We start from the raw sequence: 25968 nt of genomic DNA, 5'->3' as shown, positions 1-25968 counted from the left end.
CTGTGGCAGTGAACTATGGACCAGGCTTGTTGGGCGTGGACTACGGCGTGGGCGTGGCCTCGCCGGCCACCATGCAGGCGCTGCAGATCGAGTACGAATCGCTGACGGACTACAAGAAGCGGGTCGACGGTCTGCTGTCGAAGCTGGACGGGTCGCCGGCGAGCGACAAGAAGTTGGCGGACGGGACGCTGCCGGAAAGCTCCCTCGGTGAGGGCTTCCCGGAGGCCAAACGACTGTTCACGGCCTACACGAACGTCCACACGCAGCTCCTGACGCTGTCCAAGGGGCTGGCCGACCAGATCGAGGGACTGGGCATCGCGATCCAGACGGCGGGCAAGGGCTTCGGGGACGTGGACGAGGACACGAAGCGCCGGATGATCGCGATCAGTGAGCAGGCGAAGGCGAACTATGTCCCGGAACGGGACCCGTTGGCGCCGCCGCCGCCGCATAGCTCGGCTTCGCAGGGGACCAAGCCTGCAAGTACTTACGGGGAGAGCTTCTGATGGCGACCAACTTTGAAGGCCACACCCATCAGCAGCTGCTGGCCATGATCGCCTCGGCGAACGCGGAGACCCTGAAGACGCGCGGCGCCCAGCTGACGGACGCCGCCGCGGCCATCAAGGAGATCGGCGAAAGCCTCAAGGACCACCGGGTGACCGGCTGGGAGGGCGAATCGTCCACGGCCTTCCAGGACTGGGTCAGCCGCACGGGCAATGCGACGCTACGCCTGAGCGAGTACAGCGCCGAGGGCGGCAAGCAGATGACGCATGCCAGCCAGGTCGTCATCGAGGTCAAGGCCAACATGCCGGCGTATGACACGTCGGCGGCCGAGAACCTCAAGGCGGCCCGGGAGTTCCACAACGACCCGGACTCTCAGCAGATGGGCCAGCAGGCGAACTCGAAGCTGAACGGTGACCACCAGCAGGCGGTCCAGCAGATGACGAAGCTGGCGCAGGGGTACGAGGCTTCGGCGACTGGGATGGAGATGGCGGAGGTTCCGACGTTTCCGGAGCCGCCGGCGAGGTTCGTTCCGCAGGTTAGAGACGACGGGCAATCGCTAGAGCGGCCTGGAGGCGGTTCCGCGGGAGCAGGGGGGGCGGGCGGGTCCTCGTACGCGCCGGTGACGGCACATTCGGGTGGCTCCACGTCCGCACCGCAGCCGTCATCGGGCGGTACGGTGCACCCCCCGACGGGTCCAACGCCGGGCCCTGTCTCTGTGCTCCCGGACCGCAACGTCGGCGTAGGCCTCGACACCGTCAGCACTCTGCCTGACAGGACCTTGCCCCCGACTACGGGCCTGCCCGGAGGCGTGAGCCCGGTGGGACCGGGAGGCGGCAATACCGGTGTTGGCCCTGGTGGCTTCGTTCCGCCAGTGACGGTTCCGCCTGTCGGCGGCATGTCGAAGCCTGGCGGCGGGTTCGGCCCTGGCACCTTCGTCCCCGGTGTGAGCGGTGCTGGCGGGAAGGTCGGAGGTACCGCTGGCATCGCGGGGCTGCCTCCGCGCGACAGCGGGATCGTAGGTGGCCGCCCGGTGACATCCGCTGGGTCGAATTCGAGCATTCCTCGTGGCACGGTCATCGGCGGTGAGGGTGCCCAGGCAGCCGGCCGCGGCATGGGTGGCATGGGTGGCGGTATGGGCGCGGGTGGCGGTGGCGCGCACGGCGGTGGCGGCGGTTCCATGGCCGGTCGTCGTCTCGCCATGGAACCGGGCGGTGTCGTCGGTGGGCGCCAGGCGGGTGCGGGCGGTCGCTCGGTCGCCGGTGGGCAGCCGTTCACCCAAGGCGGCTCGGGGTTGGTTCGCGGTGGATCGGGTGCCGGTCCGGTTGGGGGTCCGATGGGCCACGGCGGCGCGGGCGCCCATACCCCAGGCAGGCGGGGTGCGGGTCAGAGCGGCGAACGTCCTGACTATCTGGCCGAGGACGAAGAGACGTGGCAGGGCGACCGTAGTGTCGTTCCGCCGGTGATCGACTGAGTGGAGCGGACGTTGCACGGGATGCGTATGCGTAAGGCGACTGCGGCCTTGGCGGGTTTCCTGCTGGCCGGGGTCGCCGCGACCCCGGCTCATGCGGAGACCATCCGGTCGCAGCAGTGGCATCTCACGTCAATGAAGGCCGATGAGATCTGGAAGACCAGCACCGGCAAGGGCGTGACGGTCGCTGTCATCGACACGGGTGTCGGTCGCATCCCTGAACTGGAAGGGCAAGTTCTTCCCGGGAAGAACTTCGCCACGATGGACGAGGGTGATGAACGGACCGACCGAGAGAAGCACGGGACCACCATGGCTGCGCTGATCGCGGCCACGGGTAAACATCCGAGCGGCGATGGGTCGTTCGGGCTTGCGCCAGGTGCCAAGGTGCTTCCGATCCGCGTACCGCAGGAGTCTGAAAAGGCTCCGTCTTGGACCGAGGCGATCCGATACGCGGCAGACTCGGAGGCCAAGATCATCAGCATCTCGCTGGGTATGTCTAAAGAGGACCCTGCGCGACTCGATGCCGTTAAGTACGCCCTGTCTAAGGGAAAGTTGATCTTCGCGTCCGTGGGTAACGAGGGCTCAATGAGCAACGATGTCCTCTACCCGGCTGCAACGCCAGGCGTGGTGGGTGTCGGAGCTGTTGACCGCGATGGAAAAGCGACTGCGGAGTCTCAGCACGGTCCCCAGGTCGACCTAGTGGCCCCGGGAATCGACATCGTCACGGCTTGCGCCAGCGAGACCCAACTTTGTAAGAATCACGGCACGAGTGACGCGACTGCCCTCGCCTCCGCATCGGCAGCACTCATCTGGTCTGCCCACCCCGAGTGGACCAACAACCAGGTGCTCCGCGTCATGATGAACACGGCTGGCAAGCCCACAGACGGCGCCGCGCGCAGTGACTTCGTCGGATACGGCATCGTCCGCCCCCGTATCGCCGTAGCCACCCCCGGCGACCCCGGCCCCGCGGACGTCTACCCCCTCCCCGACCTGGCGGCAGCCGGCGGCGGAACGGGTGGGACGAAGTCCTCGCCCGCCCCCTCCGCAGACGGCAAGACCCCCCAGTCCGGCGGCGCCTCCACCCCCGCCCCCCAGGCGGCGGACGCGGCAAAGAACGACGACGGCGGCAGCCTCCCCTGGCTCGCCCTAGGCCTCGGCGCCTGCGTGCTCATCGGTGGTGCCGTCACCGCGGTCGTCATACGCCGCCGGAACGGCTGATCCGGGTACAGCGCGCAGAACACACCGAGGCAGAGGGAGCAGGGCGCACCATGTCGTTCGACGAGGAATGGGCCGCGGCCCGGACCACCGCCGCCGCCAGCGTTTCCATGCGGCTCAACCACGTTCCGGCCGAGCCCGGCGGCCCCGGCGGCGCCGACCTGGAGCTCAACCAGGACCACATCGGCGAGATCGGCTCCGAGGCCTACAAGCTCCACACGCGGCTCTCCACGGACGGCAAACACGCCAACGCCTCCACCGCCGAGGCCGCCGCCGCGCTTACGCGCGAGCACTTCGCCAGTGGCGCCGCCCTGCTGAAGGTCAACACCCGCTGGGAGAGCCAGCTCAAGACCCTCGTCGCCGCCTGCGCGAACGTCTCCAACGGCCTGAACTACTCCCTCTCCTCCCACACCAAGGAGGAGCAGCAGCTGCACGCCGATTTCACGTCCTCCAAGATCGACCAGCTCCTCAAGTAAGGCGGCGGACACGTGCTGACGTACGAGAACGTGATGAACGCGCCCCTGGGCCAGCTCCAGACCGCGATCACCGACTGGGCCGCGATGGTCACGAAGCTGAACGAGCTGGCGGAGTCGGCGAGAAGCGGTATGAAGGCCAAGTCGGACAAGGCCCAGTGGAACGGCGTCACGGCGGGCGTCGGCCGCTCCTTCATCGACAAGACGGCCAAGGAGTTCGACGACGCGGCCCAGGAGGCCAAGGGCATCCACCTCCTCCTCGCCGACGGCCACGCCACCATCAAGGCCGCCCAGGACCAGCTCAAGAAGCTGGCCGAGGACGCCCCGGCCGCCGGCTTCCGGATCGACGACAGCGGCCGTGTCTCCGCCATCCCGCTCACCGACCCGCAGGACGAGTACGCGGCCCGCCACGACCCGGACTACCAGGCGAGCCTCCGCAAGAACCACGACCTGTGGCAGGACCGGGTCGACCGGGCCGTCGAGGACGCCCAGGACGCCGACGACTCCCTCGTGCGCGCGCTCCAGGCCAACGTCACGGACGACAACAACTTCAGCGGGCCGAAGTACAACTCGCTGGACGCCGAGCAGGTCGACCGCGCGGCCGCGCTGATGAAGAAGGTCACCGGGGAAGGCGGCACGGCACGGAACCCCGAGGCGCTGCGCGAGCTGGAGGACCTGCTCGACGACAACCGAGAGGATCCCGAGTTCGCGACGGGCTTCTACCGCACGATGGGCCCCGAGGGCACGCTCCAGGCGTACTCGAAGATGTCCCTGGACTCCACGGGCCTGGGTCCCGCCGGCGCGGACCGTGCGCTCATGGTGGGCAACATCCAGAGCGACCTTGGCGCGATGCTGGGCCTGGCCACGCACAAGGACGTCCCGAACCACCTCGACGCCGCCTGGACGAACCAGCTGATGAAGGCCGGCCACAAGCAGTTGGACGTCGGTCTGACCACGAACGTCTACGGGTACCAGGCGTTGGGCTCGCTGATGCGCGAGGGCACGTACGACAAGGAGTTCCTGACGGCGGTCGGCCGCGACATGGTGGCGATGGACCGCAAGAATCCGGGGATCTGGGAGAACGGCACCCCCCTCGACCTGCAGATGAGTCTCAACCCCGGGGGCGATGACGGTCGGGGCTTCTACCCGCTGACCGGCCTGATGGAGGCCCTCGGCAACAACCCGGACGCGGCGACGGCCTTCTTCAACGAGCCGGTACGCGAGGACAGCAACGGCGACGGCATCGTGACCAAGGCCGACAAGGCGGTCAAGGGGCAGCACGGGCAGGCGCAGGGCATGGTCGATTACATGCTCGACAAGACGCCCTACGCGGACAGCTTCGACGCCACACGAACCGGAGATCAGCACCCGGCACAGGAAGCGCTCGGCGGAGCCTTGGAGGCCGCGGTGTCGGGCCGGGCGACGGGCGACGACGACGCGAAGCCCGTGCCGCACACCGCGGCGATGACGGACGTCATGGAGCGGGTGGTCGCGAAGATCGGCGACAAGCCGGAATTGGTCGTGGCGGAGCCGGGTGAGGACGACGGGCCACTCAAGGGCTTGTCCGGGCACTTCGGGCAGATGGCGGCGGAGTACATGCCGGACCTCCAGGCCTCGGCCGAGAACGGCAGCCGGACGATCAAGGTGAACGGGGAGATGGCCCAGTTCCACAAGGCCGACATGGCGGCCTTCATCGGGGCAGTGGGCCAGGACCCTGATGCCTACGGAGCGATCAGCAACGCGCAGCGGGCGTTCACCACCACGCTCATCAACGACGTCATCGTTCACCGAGGTGAATACGAAGACGTGGATGCGGCGATCACGGTCGCGGTGCACCCCGGTGGCCAGATCGCCGGCATCCTCTCCGAAGCCAGGGCGGAGGGAACGTTCGCGGAGAACGGCCACAAGCGGGAGGAGTACGTCAAGGGCGTCGAGGACAACGCCAAATGGGTCAACCGCGGTATCAGCGCGGCGGGAGCCAAGTACGTGGAGATGCTGCCGCTGGCTGGAGATGTCGTGGAGTGGCTCCAGGAGGACGTCGCCGAGGGTGTGGTCGAGAGGGCGACGAAGGATCAGGCGAAGAAGACCGGCGAGTCCGACCACAAAGCGGTGGTCGACTACACGGACGCGCAAACGGAGGCCGGAGAGTCCGCGGCCCAGTCGGTGCGCAGGGTCGTGCAAGGTACGGGGATGAACCAGAGGACCATCGATGCCCTCGCGGGTGTGGCCTCGACACAGACGGCGAATGCCTACGCGGTCGGCCGGGGGCAGGTCGCGACGTCGAACGGAAGTCCTTGATGCGTATCTTCCCTGCCGGACGCGTGCTCGCCCTGACGCTGGGCGCGGCAGCAGTGCTGTCCGGCTGCTCTGAAGGGAGTGAGTCGGCGGCTGCGAAGCTGCCGGAACGCCCTTGCTTCGGGGTGTTCACCCGTTCCGATCTCGAGCCCTTGATGGGTGAAGGTCACGAGGTGAAGGACGACTCGCCGACAGATCTGAGCTTGAACGCTTACCGCCGTTCGGCCACTTGCACCATCGATGTGGACGGTGAAGGCCGGGTTCTCGTGACGGCCACGCGGCAGCCGTTGGGGGACCACTTCTTCTGGCCCCCCACCGATGCCAACCAGCCCGCGCCAGAGCCGCTGGCCCTGGGAGACAAGGGGATGGTGTGGGACACGGGTGCTCGCGTCACCCTCACCTGCAAGGGGCCCGCGGACTCTTTCGAGCTGGCGCTGGGGGTCAGTGGCTCCACGGAGCACATGAAAGCCGCCGACCGGCGCCCGCTGTTCACCGGGCTCATGAAGAAGTACCTGGAAGTCGCCAAGCAGCAGACCCGGTGTGGCATCTAGCCCGGACATGGCGCAGGCCGCTCGGGGGAGCGCCTGCCCCCGAGCGGCCTGCCGCGAAGCCGTGACCGGAATCGAACCGGCGTAACTCGCTTTGCAGGCGAGTCCCTCAACCACTCGGGCACACGGCTGGGTGGTGGTGATGGGTATGACCGTACGAGGGTGCGTGCGGGTGGGGAAGGGATGCGCGGGGGGTGCAATGCGACTGCCATGTCGCGTTCACAGTCCGGGGTCGGGGAGGGGTCGTGGAGGGGTGGGGGCGTCCTTTGGCCTAGGGCTTTGGGACGAGGGAGGATACGTCGGATGGACAGGGTCGATAGCCGGTCATGCCCCTTACTCTGAGGCGATGAGCGTTCTCCCGCAGCGAGCCACCGCACCCGCCTCCGTCCCGCCCCACCCGCAGGGCGGGATTTTCGGGGCCGCGTACCGGACGCTCAGCATCGGGATCATTTCGGTTATTTTCCTGATCGCCTTCGAGGCCACCGCCGTCGGGACCGCGATGCCCGTGGCCGCGCGGGAGCTGGAGGGGATCGGGCTCTACGCCTTCGCCTTCTCCGCCTACTTCACGACCAGCCTCTTCGGGATGGTGCTCTCCGGGCAGTGGGCCGACCGGCAGGGGCCGCTGCGGCCGCTGACCGTGGGGATCGGGGCGTTCGCCGCCGGGCTGGTGTGTTCCGGGACCGCCGGGACGATGTGGATCTTCGTGCTGGGGCGGGCCGTGCAGGGGTTCGGTGGCGGGCTCGTCATCGTGGCGCTGTACGTGGTGGTGAGCCGGGCCTACGAGGAGCGGCTGCGGCCCGCGATCATGGCGGCCTTCGCTGCGAGCTGGGTGGTGCCCTCCATCGTGGGACCGCTCGCCGCGGGCACGGTGACCGAGCACCTCGGGTGGCGCTGGGTCTTCCTCGGGATACCCGCGCTGGTCTTCGTACCGCTCGTGGTGGCGCTGCCGGCGATACGGCGCAGCGCGTCGGGGCCGGTGGATCCCGAGGCTGCGCCCGTCGCGTTCGACCGGCGGCGGATCCGGCTCGCCCTCGGGATCTCGGCCGGTGCGGGGCTGCTGCAGTACGCCGCACAGGATTTGAGGTGGCTGTCGCTGGTTCCGGGGCTGGCCGGGGCCGCGCTGCTGGTGCCCGCCGTGCTGGGGCTGCTGCCGCGCGGGACCTACCGGGCGCGGCGCGGGCTGCCGTCGGTGGTGCTGCTGCGGGGTGTGGCGGCGGGGTCGTTCATCGCGGCGGAGAGTTTCGTGCCGCTGATGCTGGTCACCCAGCGGGGGCTGAGTCCGACGCTGGCCGGGTTCTCGCTCGCGCTGGGCGGGGTGACCTGGGCGCTGGGTTCGTGGGTGCAGTCGAAGGGGCGGATGGTGCCGCACCGGGAGCGGCTGATGGTGCTGGGCATGGTCATGGTCGCGGCGGCCGTCGCGGGGGCGCCGGCGGTGCTGGTGGAGTGGGTGCCGGTGTGGACGCTGGCGCTGGTGTGGGCGCTGGGGTGCCTGGGGATGGGGCTGGTGATCGGCTCCACGAGCGTGCTGCTGCTGAAGCTGTCGGCGCCGGAGGAGGCGGGGGCGAACTCCGCCGCGCTGCAGATCTCGGACGCCCTGGCCAATGTGGTGCTGCTGGCGGCGGGTGGCGCGGCCTTCGCCGCGCTGGGCGGGGGTGCGGTGGGCGCCGCGCACTCCGTGGCGGAGGGGGGCGGCGCGTCGCATCCCGCGGCCTTCGTGGTGGTCTTCCTGCCGATGGCCTGCGTGGCGCTGGTGGGGGCCTGGGTCGCCACCCGGCTGGATGCGCGACCGGCGACCCCGGTCGCGAAAGTCGGCTGACACCGGCTGACACCGGCTGGTACCGCGCGGTACCATCGACTCATGGCTGGTCTCAATGTCAGGTTCACCGAAGAAGAGCTGGACGCCCTGCGCGAGCGCGCCGAGGCGGAGGGCCGCAGCATGCAGTCCTTCGCCCACGAGGCGGTGATCAGGGCCATAAACGAACACTCCCGGCTGTTCAACGAGGCGGCCGAGCACGTCCTGAAGGTCAGCGGCGAGCTGAACCGGAGGCTTGCGTGACCCATTACCTGACCCTGCCCGAGGTGCTGAACCTCGCGGAGCGGCTCGGGACCAGTGAGGTGCGCGACTTCGGGCTGCTCGACTCGGCGCTCGTGCGCCCCCAGTCGAGCGTGTTCGGTCAGGACGCCTACCCGGACATCTGGGAGAAGGCCGCCGCGCTGATGGAGTCGCTCGCCCGAAACCACGGCCTGGTGGACGGCAACAAGCGCATCGCCTGGTACGCGACCTGGGTCTTCCTCCACATGAACGGCCACCCCCTGGACGCCGGCTTCGATGTCGACGAGGCCGAGAGCTTCGTGCTGGCCGTGTGCCAGGGCTCGCTGGACGTACCCAAGATCGCCGCGCAGCTACCGCGGTTCGCTCGCTGACCCGCCGATGTGACGCTCACCGCACGCGCCGAGGTCACGGGCCTGTCCCTCCGCGAGGGGCGGGCCCGTGCCGGTAAGGTGGCCCGGTTGTCCTACGTACGACTGCCCGTGCCAGTAGATACGCCGAGAGCCCGAACCGGAGACCGTGACTACTACCGCCTCCCACCACCTCTCACCCGCCTTCCCCGGCCGCGCGCCGTGGGGTACCGCCAGCGCCCTGCGAGCTTGGCAGCAGGGTGCGCTGGACCGGTACCTGGAGACCCAGCCCCGCGACTTCCTCGCCGTCGCCACCCCCGGCGCGGGCAAGACCACCTTCGCGCTGACCCTCGCCTCGTGGCTGCTCCACCACCACGTGGTGCAGCAGGTGACCGTCGTCGCGCCGACCGAGCACCTCAAGAAGCAGTGGGCGGAAGCCGCCGCCCGGATAGGCATCCGGCTGGACCCGGAGTACTCCGCCGGGCCGCTCAGCAAGGACTACCACGGCGTCGCGATCACGTACGCGGGTGTGGGCGTGCGGCCGATGCTGCACCGCAACCGGTGCGAGCAGCGCAAGACCCTGGTGATCCTCGACGAGATCCACCACGCCGGTGACTCCAAGTCCTGGGGCGAGGCCTGCCTCGAGGCCTTCGACCCGGCGACCCGGCGGCTCGCGCTGACCGGCACGCCCTTCCGGTCCGATACGAATCCGATCCCCTTCGTGGCGTACGAGGAGGGGAACGACGGGATCCGGCGCTCCTCCGCCGACTACACCTACGGCTACGGGAACGCGCTCGGCGACGGCGTCGTCCGGCCGGTCATCTTCCTCTCCTACAGCGGCAACATGCGCTGGCGCACCAAGGCGGGCGACGAGATCGCCGCGCGCCTCGGCGAGCCGATGACCAAGGACGCCATCTCCCAGGCCTGGCGCACGGCGCTGGACGCGCGCGGGGACTGGATGCCGAACGTGCTGCGCGCCGCCGACCAGCGGCTGACCGAGGTCAGGAAGGGCATCCCGGACGCGGGCGGGCTCGTCATCGCCGCCGACCAGGACTCGGCGCGCGCCTACGCCAAGCTGATCCGCGAGATCACGGGGACCAAGGCCACCGTCGTACTGTCCGACGACACGGGCGCCTCGAAGCGGATCGACGAGTTCGCCGCGAGCAACGACCGCTGGATGGTCGCCGTCCGCATGGTGTCCGAGGGCGTCGACGTACCGAGGCTCGCGGTGGGCGTGTACGCCACCACCATCTCGACCCCGCTGTTCTTCGCGCAGGCCGTCGGGCGCTTCGTGCGTTCGCGCAGGCGCGGCGAGACGGCGTCGGTGTTCCTGCCGACCATTCCCTACCTGCTGGGCTTCGCGAACGAGATGGAAGTCGAGCGCGACCACGTCCTCGACAAGCCGAAGAAGCAGGGCGAGGAAGACCCGTACGCCGACTCCGAGAAGGAGATGGAGGAGGCGAACAAGCAGGAGGACGAGGACACCGGCGACGAGGAGCAGATGTCCTTCGAAGCACTGGAGTCCGACGCCGTCTTCGACCGGGTCCTGTACGACGGCGCCGAATTCGGGATGCAGGCGCACCCGGGCAGCGAGGAGGAGCAGGACTACCTCGGCATCCCGGGCCTCCTGGAGCCGGACCAGGTGCAGATGCTGCTCCAGAAGCGGCAGTCGCGGCAGATCGCGCACAGCAAGCGCAAGCCGGACTCGGAGGCGGACCTGCTGGAGCTGCCGGCCGACCGGCGGCCGGTGGTCTCGCACAAGGAACTGCTGGAGCTGCGGAAGTCGCTGAACACGATGGTGGGCGCGTACGTCCACCAGAGCGGCAAACCGCACGGGGTGATCCACACGGAGCTGCGCCGCGTGTGCGGCGGGCCGCCTAGCGCGGAAGCCACGGCGGGACAGCTGCGGGAGCGCATCAAGAAGGTCCAGGAGTGGGCCACCCGCATGCGGTGATTTCCTACGGAATGTGCGGCGGGGGCCGCGCGGACGTTCGTACGGCCCCCCGCCCGCCCCGGCCTCGTACCGGCATCGGGGCGCCCGTGGTGGGGCCGCCCGGGAGCGCTTCGGGCCGTGTGCCGGTCTCAAGGCGCCGTCGAGACTTGGGAGGTCACGAATTGACAGCAACCCGGGTTCACAACCGGCATAAATCGGCAGTAGGCGCCCGGATTCTGGACGAGCCCTTCCGCTGAGCGGACCAGCTCGCTACTGTCCCCGCATCGAACGCCCCGTGGCAGCGCCGCTGCGGGAGCGCAGCCGGTGCCATGGCCGCTACCGGCGGCCTCTCCGTGCGTCGCCGAGGGACCGGCGGCGCTGTATCCAGAGAGTCACCGCCGCCCACCGAAAGAGGGAGAGGCGTCGTGACCGCGGAAACCTCCCAGACTCTCGACCGAGGACTCCGAGTTCTCAAACTGCTCGCCGACACCGACCACGGTCTGACCGTCACCGAGCTCTCCAACCGCCTCGGTGTCAACCGCACCGTGGTCTACCGCCTCCTGGCCACCCTCGAACAGCACGCCCTGGTCCGCCGCGACCTCGGCGGCCGCGCCCGCGTCGGGCTCGGCGTGCTGCGCCTGGGCCGGCAGGTGCACCCGCTGGTGCGCGAGGCGGCCCTGCCCGCGCTGCGTTCCCTCGCCGAGGACATAGGGGCCACCGCGCACCTGACCCTCGTGGACGGAACCGAAGCGCTCGCCGTGGCCGTCGTGGAGCCGACCTGGACCGACTACCACGTCGCGTACCGGCCCGGCTTCCGTCACCCGCTCGATCGCGGGGCCGCCGGCCGGGCCATCCTGGCCGCCCGTCAGGGCACGCTCATCGAGCCCGGGTACACGCTCACCCACGGGGAGCTCGAAGCGGGCGCCAGCGGGGCCGCGGCGCCGCTCGTGGGCATCACGGGGCTGGAGGGCAGCGTGGGCGTGGTGATGCTGGCCGACGCCGTGCCCGAGCGGGTCGGCCCGCGCGTGGTGGACGCCGCCCGCGAGGTGGCCGACGCCCTGCGCTGAGCCGCGCGGGACCCGCCTGCCGCATCGGAACACCGGAACACCGAGCCGCGCCCCCGTCCGCCGGGGGCGCGGCTCGACCCGTTGGCGGGGGGCCACGCTAGATTGGCCGGGTGCTCTCTCGCCTCACACGTCTGCCGCGTCCCGCCGCCCTCGCCGTCTGCGCCGTGCCCGTGCTCGCGCTGTTCGCCGTCGCGGCCGTCGCACCGCTGCCCTTCGTGATCGCGCAGCCCGGCCTCACGGCCGACGTGCTCGGCTCCCGCGACGGCAAGCAGGTCATCGTCGTCACGGGGGCGCCCACCCGGGAGACCACGGGCCAGCTGCGGATGACCACCATCCAGGCCACCGGGCCCTCCACCTCCGTCGCCCTGCCCGAGCTGGTCGGGGACTGGTTCGACACCACCCGAGCGGTCATGCCCCGGGAGGCCGTGTACCCGTCGGGTGGAAGCGACAAGCAGATCGAGGAACACAACCTGGAGGAGATGACCAAGTCGCAGTCCTCGGCCTCCGAGGCCGCGCTCGGCTATCTCCACAAGGACCCCGAGGCCGTCAAGGTCGAGCTGAACCTCGCCGACGTCGGCGGCCCGAGCGCCGGGCTGCTCTTCTCCCTCGGCATCGTCGACAAGCTCGACGGGAACGGCAGCGGCGGCGACCTCACCGGCGGCCGCACCATCGCCGGTACCGGCACCATCAGCGCGGACGGCAAGGTCGGCGCGGTCGGCGGGGTGGCCCTGAAGACTCAGGCCGCGCGGCGCGACGGGGCGAGCGTGTTCCTCGTACCGGCGGCGGAGTGCTCGGACGCGCAGTCCGAACTCCCCGAGGGGCTCCGGCTGGTCCCCGTCACCTCGCTGACGGATGCGGTGAACGCTCTGCGGGCTCTGCAGAAGGGCGAGTCGGTTCCGTCCTGCTGACCTCGGCGGCCTCCAGGCCGCGCCAGGCCGGGAACACCACCGGGGAGAGCGTGGTGAGCAGGTAGAGGCCGCCGAAGACCAGCAGCGCCCGCGTCACCCCGAACCCGTCGACGAGCAGCCCGGCGGCCAGCCCGCCCAGCGGCATCGTCAGCTCGCAGCCGGCCGTGGTCACCCCCGCGACCCGGCTGCGCAGCGCCTCGGGGACCTTCTCCAGCATCACCGTGGTCAGGATCGGGTTGAGGACGCCCGCGCCCAGCCCCGACAGCGCCATGGTCACCGCGAGCGGCAGCGGGGTGTCGGTGAAGGCGGCGACGAAGTAGCGGGGGGCTCCGCATATGAGGAAGGCCGCGGCGAACACCGTTCTACGGGGGAACCGCGCTCCCCACGCTCCGTAGAGCAGGGCCCCCAGCAGGGCGAAGCCGCCGAACAGGGAGATCATCAGGCCCAGCGTGGTGGCGCCGCCGAGGGCTTCGCGGCCGTGCACGGGCAGCAGCACCGAGGACCAGCCCTGGTCGATGCCGTTGGTCATCATCACCATCGCGGTGATGCCGAGCAGCAGCGGAGTACGGGTCAGGAACCGCCAGCCTTCGCCGAGTTCGGCCCGGTACCCGGCGAGCGAGACCTTCGCGGCGGCGCGTTGCGGCTCGGCGGCCGGGACCCCGCGCAGGAAGGCCGCGACCAGCAGGGCCGATATCCCGAAGGTGGCCGCGTCGAGGACCAGGACGGACCCGGCGCCGAGCGTGGTGATCAGTACGCCGGCCAGCGCGGCCCCGATCATGCGGGCCCCGCGCGAGACGGCGTCGTAGAGGCTGGCGGCGCGGGCGACGCTGGTGCCGGCGTGCTCGGCGAGGTGGGGGAGCAGGACGTAGCGCGCGGTCATCCCGGGGGTGTGGACGAGCCCGCCGACGGCCATCAGCGCGCACAGCATCCAGAACTCCAGGAGCCCGGCGTAGTGCAGCAGGGGTATCGCGCCGACGGTCAGCGCGCAGATCAGGTCGGAGGCGGCGGAGACCCGGCGGCGGCCGAGCCGGTCGATGACCGGACCTCCGACGAGGGCGGCCACGACCACGGGCAGGGTGGCGCAGAAGGCGACGATCCCGGCCCGGCCGGCGCTGCCCGTGGTCTGGAGCACGAACCACGGGACGCCGATCAGGGTGAGCGAACTGCCCGCGATGGAAATGGTGTTGGCGGCGAGGACGGCGACGAAGGGGCGGCGGCTCATGCGGCGGAGCCGTACGGCTGCTGGTACGGGACGCGGGTGATGCGGGCGTGCAGGTGGGCGGGGCGTATCAGCCGGATCCCGGCGGCGATCAGGGCCTCGCCGAGCCGGTCGCGCAGGGCGGGCCCCGAGGGTGCGGGCGGGGTGGCCAGGGCCGCTGCCCGTCCCAGGCGCCAGGCGGCGGCCTCGGCGGTGCGGGTGGCGTGGAGCCCGGAGTGGATCTCGTCGTGGGTGAAGGCGTGCATGGCAGGACTCCCTCGGGTGTGGTTCGGTTACTCGCCGACGCGGCGGGGGAAGGCGTGCGTGTGGAAGCGGACCGCTTCCGTGTCCTCTTCCGGGGGCAGGTCGCGGTAGCTGTTGACCAGGTCGTGCATCTTGAGGATCAGCTCGTGGCTCTGCGCGGGGGTGAGCTGCAGGGTGAAGTCGCTGAGGTCGGAGCCCCGGCGCCATTCCACCGGCCAGCTGTGGGCCTGGCCCAGCCAGTTGTTCAGCTCCTGCGTGTGGATCTTCAGGATCTCGGCCAGGAAGACCTCGGCCGCGCCACGGGTGGCCGGGTCCTCGTCGAAGACCAGGGACTCGTCGAACGCCGTGCCGTCGTGGGCGGCGCGCCACCAGCGCTCGCGGCCCTTGCCGTGCTCGGGCGCGTCCTCGACGAACCCGTGCGAGGCCAGCTGGCGCAGGTGGTAGCTGGTGGCCCCGCTGGACTCGCCGAGCCGCTCCGCGAGCTGGGAAGCCGTGGCCGGACCGTCGTGGCGCAGGGCGCCGAGCAGGCGGATGCGCAGCGGGTGGGCCAGGCCGCGCAGCGACTGGGCGTCGAGCAGGCGCACCTCGGGTTCGGAGGGTTCGGGAGGGACGGACGGTCCGGCGGCTTCGGCGTTCTTCTCGGGCATGCCTCAACAGTAGAGTTGCAAAGACTCCTATGCAAGGGTTTCTTTGCAAGGACTTCTTTGGAACTCCGCCCCGGAGCTCGGGGAGGGTTCAGTCCTCCTTGATGAACCCCTCCCCGACCAGCCATTCCTTGGCCACGTCGTGCGGGTCCCGCCCCTCCACGTCCACCATCGCGTTCAGCCGCTGCGCCGTCTGCGTCGTCAGCCGCTTCGTCACCGGGTCCAGCAGCCCCGCGATCGCCGGGTGTTCGGCCAGCGTCCTGGCGTGCAGCTCGGGCGCCGCGTTGTAGTTGGGGAAGAAGTGCCGGTCGTCCGCGAGAGTGTCCAGGTCCATGGCCTTGATCCGGCCGTCCGTGGTGAACGCCTCGCCCAGCAGGCAGGAGTCGGACTTCGAGACCTGCGTGTAGATGATCCCGGCGTCCATCTTCATGACGTTGCCCGCCGGGATCTTCATCCCGTACGCCTTCTCCATCCCCGGCAGCCCGTCCTCGCGCGAGGCGAACTCGTTCTCCACGCAGACGGTCACCGCCGACGGGTTCTCCTTCGACAGCCTCGCCACGTCCGACATCGTCTTCAGCCCGTACTTGGCGTTGTTCTTCTTGCTGATGGCCAGCGTGTACGTGTTGTTGAGCGTGGACGGGGGCAGCCAGGCCACCCCGTTCTTCACGTCCGCGTCCCGCACGGCCTCCCACTGCTTGTACGGGTCCTCGATCGGCTTGTCGTGGCCCAGGTAGGTGATCCAGGCCGTGCCCGTGTACTCGTACATCGCGTCCGCGTCGCCCTGCCGGACGGCCTCGCGCGCGCTGATCGAGCCGGGCAGGTTGGTGCGGTCCAGCACCTCCGCCCCGGCGGCCTTGAAGACCAGGCCGATCATCTGGCCGAGGATGATGTTCTCGCTGAAGTTCTTCGAAGTGACCGTGAGCGAGGCGCCCTTGAGGGGCAGTCCCTGCCCGACCGAGCCGGGTACGACGTCGTCCACCATCGGCGATCCGCTCTTGAGGCCGCAGCCCCCGAGCGTCACCGCCAGCAGCGGCAGCAGGGCCGCCGAGAGAGCGGCCGTCCGCACTGCGGCGAGCTTGTGCATCTACGCCTCCAGCCCGCGCGGGGTCAGGGCCGTCTCGGCGAGCGAGGCCAGCCAGTCCACGAACAGGGCGAGGGCCACCGTCAGCACCGAGCCCAGCACCAGCACCGGCATCCGCTGCGTCTGGATCCCGGAGGTGATCAGGTCGCCCAGGCCACCGCCGCCGCCGAAGGTGGCCAGGGTCGCGGTGCCGACGTTGAGGACGAGGGCGGTCCGCACGCCCGCCAGGATCAGCGGGACGGCCAGCGGCAGTTCCACCTTGGCCAGCGTCCCCATGGAGGACATCCCGATCCCGCGGGCGGCCTCCACCAGCTGCGGGTCGATGGCGCGCAGCCCGGCGACGGTGTTCGACAGCACGGGCAGGACGGCGTAGGCCACCATGCCGATGATCGCGGTGGACGGGCCGATGCCGAGCCAGATGACCAGCAGGGCCAGCAGTCCGATGGCGGGCGTGGCCTGCCCGATGTTGGCGATCGCGGTGACCAGCGGGGCCGCCCTGCGCAGGCGGCGCCGGGTGAGGGCGATGCCGAGCGGGATCGCGATGACCAGCACCCAGAAGGTGGAGACGGCGGTGAGCTTCACGTGCTGCCACAGCCGGAGCTGGACGTTGCCGCCCGCGAGGGAGTTCTCGGCGATCGTGTCGAGGGTGGTGTTGGTGATCCACAGGAAGGTGGCCAGCAGCACCAGGGCGAGCACCAGCGGCAGGGTCACCAGCTTGGCCCAGGTGATCCGGCGCCCGGGGCGGGGCGGCGTGGGGGAGGTCATGACCTCCTCGCCGGGCTCGGGCTGCTCGGGATCGCGGAAGACGTGGCCCTTGAGCTCGTGCTCGCCGGGCGGGCGTTCGGGGGTGAGCGGATTCCTCGGGCTCATGAGTCGGCCGTGCCGTCCTCCGTCAGCCCCTCCAGGTCCCGCTCGACGCGGTGGTGGCGCAGTTCCTCCAGGTCGTGCGCGTGCTCGGCGGCCGTCAGCCGGTCGGCCTCCAGCATTTCGTGGACGGAGTTCATCAGGGTCTCCATGTCCACGACCCCGATGTACTCGCCGCGCCGCCCGGTGACGGCGACCCGGCCGCCACTGTCGATGAGGACCGCCTCCAGGGCGTCGTGCAGGGTCGCGTCCCGGGTCACCGTGTCGTGCACGAGCTGGCCGGCCCGTGCGAGGGAGCCCTTGGCGCGCATGAGGTCGCCTCGGCGCAGCCATTTGTACGGGCGCCCGCGCCGGTCCAGCATCAGCAGCTCGTTGCCCTGGCCGGTGCGCAGGGTGTTGAAGATCTGCTGGAGCGGATCGTCCACGGAGACGGTCGGGAAGTCGGCGATCTCCACGTCCCGTACGCGGGTCAGGTTGAGCCGTTTGAGGGCCGCGCCGGCCCCGACGAAACCGGAGACGAAGTCGTCGGCGGGGTTGGTGAGGATGGCCTCGGGGGTGTCGAACTGCGCGATGTGCGAGCGCTCGCGCAGGACGGCGATCCGGTCGCCGAGCTTGATGGCCTCGTCGAAGTCGTGGGTGACGAAGACGATCGTCTTGTGCAGTTCGTGCTGGAGCCGGATCAGCTCGTCCTGGAGGTGGTCGCGGGTGATGGGGTCGACGGCGCCGAAGGGCTCGTCCATCAGCAGGACGGGCGGATCGGCGGCCAGTGCCCGCGCCACGCCCACGCGCTGCTGCTGGCCGCCGGAGAGCTGGCGCGGGTAGCGGCCGTGGAACTCGCGGGGGTCCAGGCCGACCAGGTCGAGCATCTCCTCGACCCGGTCCTTGACCCTCGACTTGGACCAGCCGGTCATCTTCGGGACCAGGGCGATGTTCTCGGCCACCGTCATGTGCGGGAAGAGCCCGGAGGACTGGATCGCGTACCCGATCTTGCGCCGCAGCTTGACCGGGTCCATGTCGGTGACGTCCTCGTCGCCGATCCGGATCCGGCCGGAGGTGGGCTCGATCAGCCGGTTGATCATCTTGAGGGTGGTGGACTTCCCGCAGCCGGAGGGGCCGACGAAGACGACCGTCTCGCCCGCCTTGATCTCCATCGAGACGTCGTCGACGGAGGGGTTGGGGTTGCCCGGGTAGCGCTTGGTGAGGTTCTCCAGCTGGATGGTGGCGCCGGAGGTGGCGTGGGTCTTGTGCGTCGGTTCGGTCGTCGCCGTCGGCTCAGACACGGATCCCCCTGGGGATGGTGAGACGCCCGAGCAGGACGTACGCGGCGTCGAAGAGCAGGGCGAGGACGACGACGCCCAGCGTCCCGGCCAGGACCTGGTTGATGGCGTTGGCGCTGCCGAGCGAGGCGATCCCGCGGAAGATCTCGTTGCCCAGGCCCGGCCCGGACGCGTAGGCGGCGATGGCGGCGATGCCCATCAGCATCTGCGTGGAGACCCGGATCCCGGTCAGGATCGGCGGCCAGGCGAGCGGCAGTTCCACCTTGAGGAGCCGGGCGGCGCGGGACATCCCGATGCCCTTGGCGGCGTCGACCAGGGCCGGATCCACCCCGCGCAGCCCCACGATGGAGTTGCGGACGATGGGCAGCAGTCCGTACAGGGTGAGGGCGATCACGGTCGGTGCGACGCCGAGCCCGACCAGCGGGATCAGCAGGCCGATCATGGCGAGGGAGGGGATGGTGAGCACCGTGGAGGTGGAGGTGACGGCGAGGTTCCCGGCCCAGCCGCTGCGGTAGGTCAGGACGCCGATCCCGATGCCGAGCACGGTCGCGATCACCATGCACTGGAAGACCGCGCTGGCGTGCTGGAAGGCGTCGGTGAGGAGCTGCTGGTGGCGGTTGGACAGGTAGGTCCAGAAGCTCACGCCGCCTCACCGTGCCCTTCGCCCGGGTCAGTCGCCTGGGCCGGTCGTCCTGGGTCAGTCGTCCTGGGCCGCCTGTTCGACCAGGGGGATGATCCGCAAAGGCACGGGATTTTCCATGACGATCGCTGTCGAAGCCCTCACGATGCCATCAAACCCGACAACTCGGTCGATCACCCGCTGGAGGTCCGCGTTGGACCGGGCCACCAGCCGGCAGAGCATGTCCCCGTGCCCGGTCGTGGTGTGCAGCTCCAGCACCTCGGGCACCCCGTCCAAGTGGGCCCGTACGTCGGCCCCTTGCCCCTGTTTGATCTCCAGCGTGGCGAAGGCGGTCACGGGGTATCCCAGGGCCGCCGGATCCACCTGCGGGCCGAAGCCGCGGATGACTCCATTCGACTGAAGCCGGTCCAGCCGGGCCTGGGCGGTGCCGCGGGCCACTCCGAGCCGTCGCGAGACCTCCAGGACCCCGATGCGGGGCTCCCGGGCGAGCAGCACGATGAGCCGGCCGTCGAGTTCATCGATTCCCACGGGCACCTCCAGGGGTGGTCATAGTGCGCAGATATCCCAGCCATCCTGGGCTCAGACTGTGCAGCTTGTACAGCAGAAATGGAAACTATTGCGCATCTTGTGGAACGGCGGGACTCTGCGCTCATGACTGAGACCCAGCCTCTCGACACCGTCCCCCACACCGCGCGCAAGGCCGACCCCTTCCCGGTCAAGGGCATGGACGCGGTCGTCTTCGCCGTGGGCAACGCCAAACAGGCCGCGCACTACTACTCGACGGCCTTCGGCATGAAGCTCGTGGCCTACTCCGGACCGGAGAACGGCACCCGCGAGACGGCAAGCTACGTCCTGACCAACGGCGGCGCGCGCTTCGTCCTCACCTCGGTCATCAAGGCGTCCACCGACCGTGGCCGCTTCCTCGCCGAGCACGTCGCCGACCACGGCGACGGGGTCGTCGACCTCGCGATCGAGGTGCCGGACGCACGCGCGGCGTACGCGTACGCCGTCGAGCACGGCGCCCGCGGTCTGGACGAGCCGTACGAGGTCAAGGACGAGCACGGCACGGTGGTCCTCGCCGCCATCGCCACCTACGGCCAGACCCGCCACACGCTGGTCGAGCGCGTGGACTACACCGGCCCCTACCTGCCGGGCTACGTGGCCGTCGAGCCGATGGTCGAGCCCCCGGCCAAGCGGACCTTCCAGGCCATCGACCACTGCGTGGGCAACGTCGAGCTCGGCCGGATGAACGAGTGGGTGGCCTTCTACAACAAGGTCATGGGCTTCACGAACATGAAGGAATTCGTCGGCGACGACATCGCGACCGAGTACTCGGCGCTGATGTCGAAGGTCGTCGCGGACGGCACGCTCAAGGTCAAGTTCCCGATCAACGAGCCGGCGATCGCGAAGAAGAAGTCGCAGATCGACGAGTACCTGGAGTTCTACGGCGGGGCCGGCGTCCAGCACATCGCCCTCGCGACGAACGACATCGTCTCCACCGTGCGCGCGATGCGCGCCGCGGGCGTGACCTTCCTGGACACCCCCGACTCGTACTACGACACGCTCGGCGAGTGGGCCGGCGAGACCCGGGTGCCGGTCGAGACCCTGCGCGAGCTGAAGATCCTCGTCGACCGCGACGAGGACGGCTACCTGCTCCAGATCTTCACGAAGCCGGTGCAGGACCGTCCGACGGTCTTCTTCGAGATGATCGAGCGCCACGGCTCGATGGGCTTCGGCAAGGGCAACTTCAAGGCCCTGTTCGAGGCGATCGAGCGGGAGCAGGAGAAGCGGGGCAACCTGTAGGTCGCGAGGGCCGGGAGCGGTGCCCGTGCGGGGCCGCTCCTGGGGCTCCGCCCCAGACCCCGCGCCTCAAACGCCGGCGGGGCTGAAATTGCCCTGCGGGCAATCCGGCCCCGCCGCGCTCAGCGCGAAGGGCTCGGCTTCGCTCCCGGCTTCGGCTTCGCCTTCGGGAGTTCCGGGGCCACCCACGGGGTGGTGGGCTGCATGTTCTCCGGGCCGCCCGCCGGGGGCTGGCCGATCGTCGCCAGGGCGTCCTTCGCCAGCGGACCCCGCACCGGCGAGAAGTGCGGGTTGGTCCGCAGCGTCTCCTGGAGGTGGCGCCGGGCCCCCGCCTCGTCGCCCAGGCCCCGCTCGATCATCGCCCGGTGGTACGAGAACTCCGCGAGCCGCAGCCCCTTGTCGGTGGCCTGCTTCGCGTACTCCAGCGCCGCCGTGTCGTCGCCCGCCTTGTGCAGCGCCCAGCCCAGGGCGTCCGCCACCTGCAGGTTCTTGTGCCGCGCCCATTCCGCCGTCAGGCGCCGCACCGCCGCGGCCGGTTCGCCGTGGTCCGCCTCGAACTGGCCCAGCACCAGCTCCTCGTTGACCCCGCCGCTCGCCCCGCCGTCCGACCCGCCCCGGTTGGCCCGGGCCGCGAGGCCCTCGTACACCGTCCGTGCCTCGTCGCCCCGCCCCAGCGACTCCAGCAGCTCGCCCAGCTCCAGCGACAGCCTCGGCAGCGGCGCCCGGCCCAGCGCCAGCCGGTAGTCCCGTACCGCCTCCCCGCCCCGCCCCAGCGCGGCCAGCACCCGGGCCCGCCCGCCCAGCGCGTCCGCCTGCGCCGGATCGGTGCGCAGCGCGGCCTCGTACTGCCGCAGCGCCTCCGTCTCGTCGCCGCGCTCCCAGGCCAGCTCCCCGAGCCGGAACAGCACGTAGGCCTTCTCCGCCGGGGCCTTCGCCGCGCCGCCCGCGTGCTCCATCGACATGGTCGCGTCCTCGCGCCAGCCCCGGTCCCGGTAGACCTGCGAGGCCCGGACGAACGCCGCCAGCCCCGGCCGCATGTCCACCAGGCGCTCCATCGCCTTCTCGGCCGCCTTGTAGTCGCCGAGCCCGGCGTAGGCGTCCACGAGCACCGGGTACGCCGTCCACCGCTTCGGCGCCTGCGCCCGTACGAGCTCGCCCCAGCGCTTGCCGGTCCCGTAGTCCCGCCGGGCGTTGGCCAGCGCGCCCATGCCCGTCATTGCGTCGAAGTTCCCCTTCTCGACCGGGCGCACCTCCAGCGACCGCTTCAGCGCCTGCTCCGCCTTCGGATACCAGGCCGCATCGGCCGTCCGGCGCGCCTGCTCCAGGTACGCCGACCCGAGCACCGCCCACGAGGCGTCGTCGTCGCGGTGGCCCGCGAGCCACTTCTCCCGGTCAGCCACCAGCGCCGACAGGTCCACCGCCGCCGCGGGCGCGCCCATCCCGACCGCCGCGCGGGCCCGCTCGCCGGGCCCCGGCGGCCGGGCGTCGTCGCCGCCGCGGGCCGGCCGGATCAGCAGGGCTCCGGCGATCAGGACCACCGCGACCGCCGCCGCCACCAGGGTCTTGCGGCCGGTCAAGTTCACGGGAGGGGCAGGCTGGCGAGACTCCGCACGCCGCGGCTGCGGCTCCTGGCGGAGCTGCTCCTCGGCCGACGCCTTCTCGGGCGGCGCTTTCTCGGGGTGCACTGCCTGACGCATGGGATCCATGGGGTCACTGTGCGTCAATATGAAGAGCTCGCCGAGGTGTCCGAAGAACGTCGTGGGCGTGTTCACACCGATGGCCCCGGCTGTCACGCTGGCCCCATGGATGAGGAAGATTCCACCCGGCTCCACGGTTCGCCCCAGCGGCGGCTCCACGCGATGCTCCTCGAAGGCCTCCCTCCCGGGGCGCTGCTCACCGATCCCCAGGTGACCGCCTCCTACGCCACCGACATGGCGAGCTTCTGCGAGGCCGGCACCCCGGCCGCGGTCGTCCTGCCCCGCACCGCCGAACAGGTCCAGCACGTCATGCGCACCGCCCACGCGCTGCGCGTCCCCGTGGTCCCGCAGGGCGCCCGCACGGGCCTGTCGGGCGCGGCCAACGCCTCCGACGGCTGCATCGTGCTGTCCCTCGTGAAGATGGACCGGATCCTGGAGATCGACACCGTCGACCGGATCGCCGTCGTGGAGCCCGGAGTCGTCAACGCGGTCCTCTCCCGCGCCGTCGCCGAGCAGGGCCTGTACTACCCGCCGGACCCCTCCAGCTGGGAGCAGTGCACCATCGGCGGGAACATCGGCACCGCCTCCGGCGGCCTGTGCTGCGTCAAGTACGGGGTCACCGCCGAGTACGTGCTCGGCCTCGACGTGGTCCTCGCCGACGGCAGGCTCATGCGCACCGGCCGGCGGACCGCGAAGGGGGTCGCCGGGTACGACCTCACCCGCCTGTTCGTCGGCTCCGAAGGCAGCCTCGGCGTGGTCGTCAAGGCCGTCCTCGCGCTGCGTCCCGCACCGCCCCGCCAGCTTGCGCTCGCCGCCGAGTTCCCCTCGGCCGCGGCCGCCTGCGAAGCCGTCTGCGCCGTCATGGAGGCGGGGCTGACGCCCTCGCTGCTGGAGCTGATGGACCGTACGACCGTCCGCGCCGTCAACGCGCTGGGCCGGATGGGCCTGCCCGAAACCACCGAGGCACTGCTCCTCGCCGCCTTCGACACCCCGCACGCGTCGGCCGACCTGGCGGCCGTGGGGAAGCTGTGCACCGCCGCCGGGGCGAGCGCCGTCGTACCGGCCGAGGACGAGGCCGAGTCCGAACTGCTGCTCCAGGCCCGGCGGATGTCCCTGACCGCGCTGGAGGCCCTGCGGCCCGCGACGATGATCGACGACGTGTGCGTACCGCGCACCCGGCTCGCCGAGATGCTCGACGGCACCGCTGCCATCGCACGCGACCACGACCTGCTCATCGGGGTCTGCGCGCACGCGGGCGACGGCAACACCCACCCCGTCGTCTGCTTCGATCCGGCCGACGAGGACGAGACCCGGCGGGCCCGCGCCTCCTTCGACGAGATCATGGCGCTGGGCCTCGCGCTGGGCGGGACCATCACGGGGGAGCACGGGGTCGGCGTCCTGAAGAAGGAATGGCTCGCCCGCGAACTCGGCCCGGTGGGCCTGGAGATGCAGCGCGCCGTCAAGCACGCCTTCGACCCGGAGGGACTGCTCAACCCGGGCAAGCTGTTCTGATCCGCGCGAAGGCCCGTACGGTCCGCGCGAAGGCCCGTACCTGCGCGAAGGCCCGTACCGTCCGCCCGGCGGCCTTACGGGGCTGCGTGCGCGGGCGGCCGCGCGGGGCCTCACTCCCCGTCCGCGGATTCGTCGGACGGCCACGGGTCGCGCATCCACAGCTCGTCGGCCGGGGTCGGGGTGAGCAGCTCCGCCAGCGCGGCGTCGAGGCCGAGCCGCTCGGCCTCGGTGCCGGGCGGCACGATCCGCAGGGTGCGCTCCAGCCAGGCGGACACGGACGCGGCGGGGGCCTCCAGCAGGGCGTCCCCGTCGGGGGAGCTGAGCGCCATGCACAGGACGGCCTTGTTCTCGACCTTCGTGGGCCAGATCCGGACGTCTCCGTGGCCGCAGGGACGGAACACCCCCTCGACCAGCAGCTCGCGGGCGAAGGTCCAGTTGACCGGGGTGCTGGAACCGGTGTGGAAGGTGATGTGGACGGCGTACGGGTCGTCCGTGAGGTACAGGAGCCGGGCGGCGACCGGGATGCTGCGCTCGGGGGAGAGGACCAGCTTCAGTTCCAGCTCGCGTTCGATGACGGGGTGGTGCATGACGGCCTCACTTCGGTGCGGTGTGCGTACTTCTGCCGGTGAGCGGGGCCGGGAAACCGGTCCCACACCCGCAGAGAGCGCCGAAGTGCCCGGGTATGACGCGACTTCCCGGAGCAATCTCGGGATTGGCCGGATTCTGTCGGCTGACCGGAATCGTGCGTACGAGGCCGCGTTCGCTCAAAGGCTTGGATTCTCCCGTTACCGGACCTGTCGGGGGGCGGTTCTTGGCTATGGTCCACCCCTGCACAAGCCTCAAGCCACGATCGGAGTTGGGGACATTGACGGCCTCCCCTGGTGACGGCGAGCACGCGGCCCGCGAGGGCTACTACCCCGATCCGTCCATCCCCGGGTACGTCAGGTTCTGGAACGGCCTGAACTGGGTTCCCGGTACGAGCCGCCCCGCGGTCGCGGCGGACGAGACGGGTCCGGTGTTCCTCGACGAGACCGGTGTCACGGAGGCGTTGCGCGAGCCCGAACGCGAACCCGAACGCGAGCCCGAACCCGAGCCCGCCCGCTGGCCCGAACCGGAGGCGGAGTTCGGGGCCGAGCCCGTGGTGTGGCAGGCCGACCCCCTCCACCAGTCCGGCTTCGGAGGGCCGCGCGACCACCGGGTGTCCTGGGGCAACGAACCCGCCGCCCGCCCGGCGGGGATCTCGCTGGCCCGTACGCCGGTTCAGGTCCCCGGCCCCGGCCCCGCACCCGTCCCGGTGGCCGTGCCCGCGCCCGCGCCGCTGCCGGTATCCGCGCCGCTGCCCGCACCGCTGCCGCTGCCCGCGCGGGTGTCCGGCTCCGCGGCCCCCGAGGGGATCGGGATCCTGTCGGCCCGCTCCCCGGTCAGCGCGGCCGCCCACGCCGCTCCGGCCCCGGCGGCCCCCGTCCACGCGGCTCCGGCCCACGCGGCCCCTGCCCTTGCCCCCGCCGAGGCCTGGCCGCCCGCCCCCCTCCCGCCCGCGGAGCCGTCGGCCCGCTCCCGGCCCGCGGCGCAGCCGGTGGAGCGCGAGGCGCCCGTAGCGCCCGTGGTGCCGGCGAGGTCCGTGGAGCGGGCCGAGCCCGTCGCGGCGCCCGCCGCGCCGAGGCCCGTCACCCAGCGGGCCGTGTTCGAGCGGATGGCGGAGCGGGCCGTGCGCCCCGCCGGGTTCGGGCGCCGCGCCGCGGCCCGGCTGCTGGACACCCTCGTGTACGCGGGCGTCGCGACCGCGGTGGCGCTGCCCCTCGTACCCGGGGCGACCGCACACCTCCAGGCCAAGGTGGACGCGGCCCGGGTGAGCGGGCGGACCACCACCGTGTGGCTGTTCGACGGCACCATCGCGGGCGGGCTGGGCCTCGTACTCGGCGCCGTCCTCGTCTTCGGCGTCCTCTACGAGGCCCTGCCCACGGCCCGTTGGGGCCGCACCCCGGGCAAGAAGCTCTTCGGCGTGCGCGTCCTGGCCGCCGCCACCCTGCGTCCGCCCCGCTTCGGCGCGGCCCTGCGGCGCTGGCTCGTGTACGCGTTCCTGGGGCTCCCCGGGGCCGTGTGGGCCCTCGGGGACCGCCCGCGGCGCCGGACCCTCCACGACCGGCTGGCACGCACGTACGTGGCCCGCTAGCGCCTCGTCC

Annotated in this window: 25 protein-coding genes and 1 tRNA gene; 15 read left to right on the top strand and 11 right to left on the bottom strand. The window is 71.0% G+C overall.

Going from position 1 to position 25968, the window contains the following annotated elements; translation table 11 throughout:
* Positions 1–35: 35 nt before the first annotated feature.
* Genes OHU74_RS13390 through OHU74_RS13365 form a run of 6 tightly spaced genes read left to right on the top strand, consistent with a single transcriptional unit; the run spans position 36 to position 6503 of the window.
* Positions 36–503, top strand: a complete 468-nt coding sequence (locus OHU74_RS13390) for a hypothetical protein (RefSeq protein WP_371616104.1) — start codon at positions 36–38, stop codon at positions 501–503.
* Entirely contained in the window at positions 503–1972 is a 1470-nt protein-coding gene (locus OHU74_RS13385; RefSeq protein WP_371616103.1) for a WXG100 family type VII secretion target, read from the top strand. The genes OHU74_RS13390 and OHU74_RS13385 overlap by 1 nt, the downstream gene beginning before the upstream one ends.
* A gap of 21 nt (positions 1973–1993) precedes the next feature.
* Positions 1994–3187: a type VII secretion-associated serine protease mycosin gene (mycP, locus tag OHU74_RS13380; RefSeq protein ID WP_371616102.1), complete on the top strand. Its 1194-nt coding sequence runs from the start codon at positions 1994–1996 to the stop codon at positions 3185–3187.
* Positions 3188–3237: 50 nt separating this feature from the next.
* Positions 3238–3660, top strand: a complete 423-nt coding sequence (locus OHU74_RS13375) for a hypothetical protein (RefSeq protein WP_371616101.1) — start codon at positions 3238–3240, stop codon at positions 3658–3660.
* Positions 3661–3672: 12 nt separating this feature from the next.
* A complete protein-coding gene (locus OHU74_RS13370; protein ID WP_371616100.1) occupies positions 3673–5955 on the top strand; it encodes a hypothetical protein in 2283 nt (760 codons plus the stop codon).
* On the top strand, positions 5955–6503 hold the full coding sequence (locus tag OHU74_RS13365; protein ID WP_371616099.1) for a hypothetical protein: 549 nt from the start codon (positions 5955–5957) through the stop codon (positions 6501–6503). Before OHU74_RS13370 ends, OHU74_RS13365 begins: the two co-directional genes overlap by 1 nt.
* Positions 6504–6559: 56 nt before the next feature.
* Here OHU74_RS13365 and OHU74_RS13360 read toward each other — a convergent pair.
* Positions 6560–6631: transfer RNA gene (locus OHU74_RS13360), tRNA-Cys, on the bottom strand.
* A gap of 215 nt (positions 6632–6846) precedes the next feature.
* On the opposite strand from OHU74_RS13360, the gene OHU74_RS13355 reads away from it, so the two are divergent.
* The 6 genes from OHU74_RS13355 (at position 6847) to OHU74_RS13330 (ending at position 12808) form a co-directional block, all read left to right on the top strand.
* Complete coding sequence (locus OHU74_RS13355) at positions 6847–8316, top strand: MFS transporter (RefSeq protein WP_371616098.1); 1470 nt, start codon at positions 6847–6849, stop codon at positions 8314–8316.
* A gap of 42 nt (positions 8317–8358) precedes the next feature.
* Positions 8359–8556 (top strand): Arc family DNA-binding protein, encoded by a 198-nt coding sequence (locus OHU74_RS13350; RefSeq protein ID WP_053702279.1) that lies wholly within the window; start codon positions 8359–8361, stop codon positions 8554–8556.
* A complete protein-coding gene (locus tag OHU74_RS13345) occupies positions 8553–8924 on the top strand; it encodes a type II toxin-antitoxin system death-on-curing family toxin (RefSeq protein WP_371616097.1) in 372 nt (123 codons plus the stop codon). The genes OHU74_RS13350 and OHU74_RS13345 overlap by 4 nt, the downstream gene beginning before the upstream one ends.
* A gap of 145 nt (positions 8925–9069) precedes the next feature.
* On the top strand, positions 9070–10854 hold the full coding sequence (locus tag OHU74_RS13340) for a DEAD/DEAH box helicase (protein ID WP_330296614.1): 1785 nt from the start codon (positions 9070–9072) through the stop codon (positions 10852–10854).
* 404 nt (positions 10855–11258) lie between these two features.
* Positions 11259–11900 carry an IclR family transcriptional regulator gene (locus tag OHU74_RS13335; RefSeq protein ID WP_054222485.1) on the top strand — a complete coding sequence of 214 codons (642 nt, stop codon included), beginning with the start codon at positions 11259–11261 and terminating at the stop codon, positions 11898–11900.
* Positions 11901–12010: 110 nt separating this feature from the next.
* Positions 12011–12808: a S16 family serine protease gene (locus OHU74_RS13330; protein WP_371616096.1), complete on the top strand. Its 798-nt coding sequence runs from the start codon at positions 12011–12013 to the stop codon at positions 12806–12808.
* Here OHU74_RS13330 and OHU74_RS13325 read toward each other — a convergent pair.
* The 8 genes from OHU74_RS13325 to OHU74_RS13290 form a co-directional block, all read right to left on the bottom strand.
* Complete coding sequence (locus OHU74_RS13325; RefSeq protein ID WP_371616095.1) at positions 12738–14030, bottom strand: MFS transporter; 1293 nt, start codon at positions 14028–14030, stop codon at positions 12738–12740. The two genes, OHU74_RS13330 and OHU74_RS13325, sit on opposite strands and share 71 nt — an antisense overlap.
* Positions 14027–14272: a hypothetical protein gene (locus OHU74_RS13320; protein ID WP_371616094.1), complete on the bottom strand. Its 246-nt coding sequence runs from the start codon at positions 14270–14272 to the stop codon at positions 14027–14029. The genes OHU74_RS13325 and OHU74_RS13320 overlap by 4 nt, the downstream gene beginning before the upstream one ends.
* A 27-nt stretch (positions 14273–14299) precedes the next feature.
* The gene (locus OHU74_RS13315) at positions 14300–14917 is read right to left on the bottom strand and encodes an ArsR/SmtB family transcription factor (protein WP_371616093.1); all 618 of its coding nucleotides are present in this window, start codon (positions 14915–14917) and stop codon (positions 14300–14302) included.
* An 88-nt stretch (positions 14918–15005) separates the two neighbouring features.
* Positions 15006–15998, bottom strand: a complete 993-nt coding sequence (locus OHU74_RS13310; RefSeq protein WP_371616092.1) for a glycine betaine ABC transporter substrate-binding protein — start codon at positions 15996–15998, stop codon at positions 15006–15008.
* Entirely contained in the window at positions 15999–16865 is an 867-nt protein-coding gene (locus OHU74_RS13305) for an ABC transporter permease (protein ID WP_371616091.1), read from the bottom strand.
* Positions 16862–18139: a betaine/proline/choline family ABC transporter ATP-binding protein gene (locus tag OHU74_RS13300; RefSeq protein ID WP_371616090.1), complete on the bottom strand. Its 1278-nt coding sequence runs from the start codon at positions 18137–18139 to the stop codon at positions 16862–16864. The genes OHU74_RS13305 and OHU74_RS13300 overlap by 4 nt, the downstream gene beginning before the upstream one ends.
* Entirely contained in the window at positions 18132–18779 is a 648-nt protein-coding gene (locus OHU74_RS13295) for an ABC transporter permease (protein WP_371616089.1), read from the bottom strand. Before OHU74_RS13295 ends, OHU74_RS13300 begins: the two co-directional genes overlap by 8 nt.
* Before the next feature lie 54 nt (positions 18780–18833).
* Positions 18834–19304: an Lrp/AsnC family transcriptional regulator gene (locus tag OHU74_RS13290; RefSeq protein WP_330296604.1), complete on the bottom strand. Its 471-nt coding sequence runs from the start codon at positions 19302–19304 to the stop codon at positions 18834–18836.
* Between the two features lie 123 nt (positions 19305–19427).
* Between OHU74_RS13290 and hppD the strand changes: the two genes are divergently transcribed.
* On the top strand, positions 19428–20579 hold the full coding sequence (gene hppD, locus OHU74_RS13285) for a 4-hydroxyphenylpyruvate dioxygenase (RefSeq protein ID WP_371616088.1): 1152 nt from the start codon (positions 19428–19430) through the stop codon (positions 20577–20579).
* Between the two features lie 119 nt (positions 20580–20698).
* Here hppD and OHU74_RS13280 read toward each other — a convergent pair whose 3' ends face one another.
* The gene (locus tag OHU74_RS13280) at positions 20699–22159 is read right to left on the bottom strand and encodes a tetratricopeptide repeat protein (RefSeq protein ID WP_371616087.1); all 1461 of its coding nucleotides are present in this window, start codon (positions 22157–22159) and stop codon (positions 20699–20701) included.
* 276 nt (positions 22160–22435) lie between these two features.
* Here OHU74_RS13280 and OHU74_RS13275 point away from each other — a divergent pair, with 276 nt between their 5' ends.
* On the top strand, positions 22436–23785 hold the full coding sequence (locus OHU74_RS13275; RefSeq protein WP_371619670.1) for an FAD-binding oxidoreductase: 1350 nt from the start codon (positions 22436–22438) through the stop codon (positions 23783–23785).
* A gap of 110 nt (positions 23786–23895) precedes the next feature.
* Here the strand turns inward: OHU74_RS13275 and OHU74_RS13270 are convergent, their stop codons facing one another.
* Complete coding sequence (locus OHU74_RS13270; protein WP_330296601.1) at positions 23896–24372, bottom strand: SsgA family sporulation/cell division regulator; 477 nt, start codon at positions 24370–24372, stop codon at positions 23896–23898.
* A 278-nt stretch (positions 24373–24650) separates the two neighbouring features.
* On the opposite strand from OHU74_RS13270, the gene OHU74_RS13265 reads away from it, so the two are divergent.
* Positions 24651–25958 carry an RDD family protein gene (locus tag OHU74_RS13265; RefSeq protein ID WP_371616086.1) on the top strand — a complete coding sequence of 436 codons (1308 nt, stop codon included), beginning with the start codon at positions 24651–24653 and terminating at the stop codon, positions 25956–25958.
* Positions 25959–25968 lie beyond the last annotated feature (10 nt).

This window comes from Streptomyces sp. NBC_00454 (assembly GCF_041434015.1).
Lineage (GTDB): Bacteria > Actinomycetota > Actinomycetes > Streptomycetales > Streptomycetaceae > Streptomyces.
Note: the sequence above shows the minus strand (reverse complement) of the source record. Positions and strands in the feature narration are given on the sequence as shown.

What these genes read in the sequence shown, in the direction of transcription:
- OHU74_RS13305 (WP_371616091.1), bottom strand. Translation starts at nt 16,865, where the DNA reads ATGAGCCCGAGGAATCCGCTCACCCCCGAACGCCCGCCCGGCGAGCAC.
- mycP (WP_371616102.1), top strand. Translation starts at nt 1,994, where the DNA reads ATGCGTATGCGTAAGGCGACTGCGGCCTTGGCGGGTTTCCTGCTGGCC.
- OHU74_RS13375 (WP_371616101.1), top strand. Translation starts at nt 3,238, where the DNA reads ATGTCGTTCGACGAGGAATGGGCCGCGGCCCGGACCACCGCCGCCGCC.
- OHU74_RS13270 (WP_330296601.1), bottom strand. Translation starts at nt 24,372, where the DNA reads ATGCACCACCCCGTCATCGAACGCGAGCTGGAACTGAAGCTGGTCCTC.
- OHU74_RS13355 (WP_371616098.1), top strand. Translation starts at nt 6,847, where the DNA reads ATGAGCGTTCTCCCGCAGCGAGCCACCGCACCCGCCTCCGTCCCGCCC.
- OHU74_RS13325 (WP_371616095.1), bottom strand. Translation starts at nt 14,030, where the DNA reads ATGAGCCGCCGCCCCTTCGTCGCCGTCCTCGCCGCCAACACCATTTCC.
- hppD (WP_371616088.1), top strand. Translation starts at nt 19,428, where the DNA reads ATGACTGAGACCCAGCCTCTCGACACCGTCCCCCACACCGCGCGCAAG.
- OHU74_RS13350 (WP_053702279.1), top strand. Translation starts at nt 8,359, where the DNA reads ATGGCTGGTCTCAATGTCAGGTTCACCGAAGAAGAGCTGGACGCCCTG.
- OHU74_RS13310 (WP_371616092.1), bottom strand. Translation starts at nt 15,998, where the DNA reads ATGCACAAGCTCGCCGCAGTGCGGACGGCCGCTCTCTCGGCGGCCCTG.
- OHU74_RS13275 (WP_371619670.1), top strand. Translation starts at nt 22,436, where the DNA reads ATGCTCCTCGAAGGCCTCCCTCCCGGGGCGCTGCTCACCGATCCCCAG.
- OHU74_RS13315 (WP_371616093.1), bottom strand. Translation starts at nt 14,917, where the DNA reads ATGCCCGAGAAGAACGCCGAAGCCGCCGGACCGTCCGTCCCTCCCGAA.
- OHU74_RS13320 (WP_371616094.1), bottom strand. Translation starts at nt 14,272, where the DNA reads ATGCACGCCTTCACCCACGACGAGATCCACTCCGGGCTCCACGCCACC.
- OHU74_RS13365 (WP_371616099.1), top strand. Translation starts at nt 5,955, where the DNA reads ATGCGTATCTTCCCTGCCGGACGCGTGCTCGCCCTGACGCTGGGCGCG.
- OHU74_RS13385 (WP_371616103.1), top strand. Translation starts at nt 503, where the DNA reads ATGGCGACCAACTTTGAAGGCCACACCCATCAGCAGCTGCTGGCCATG.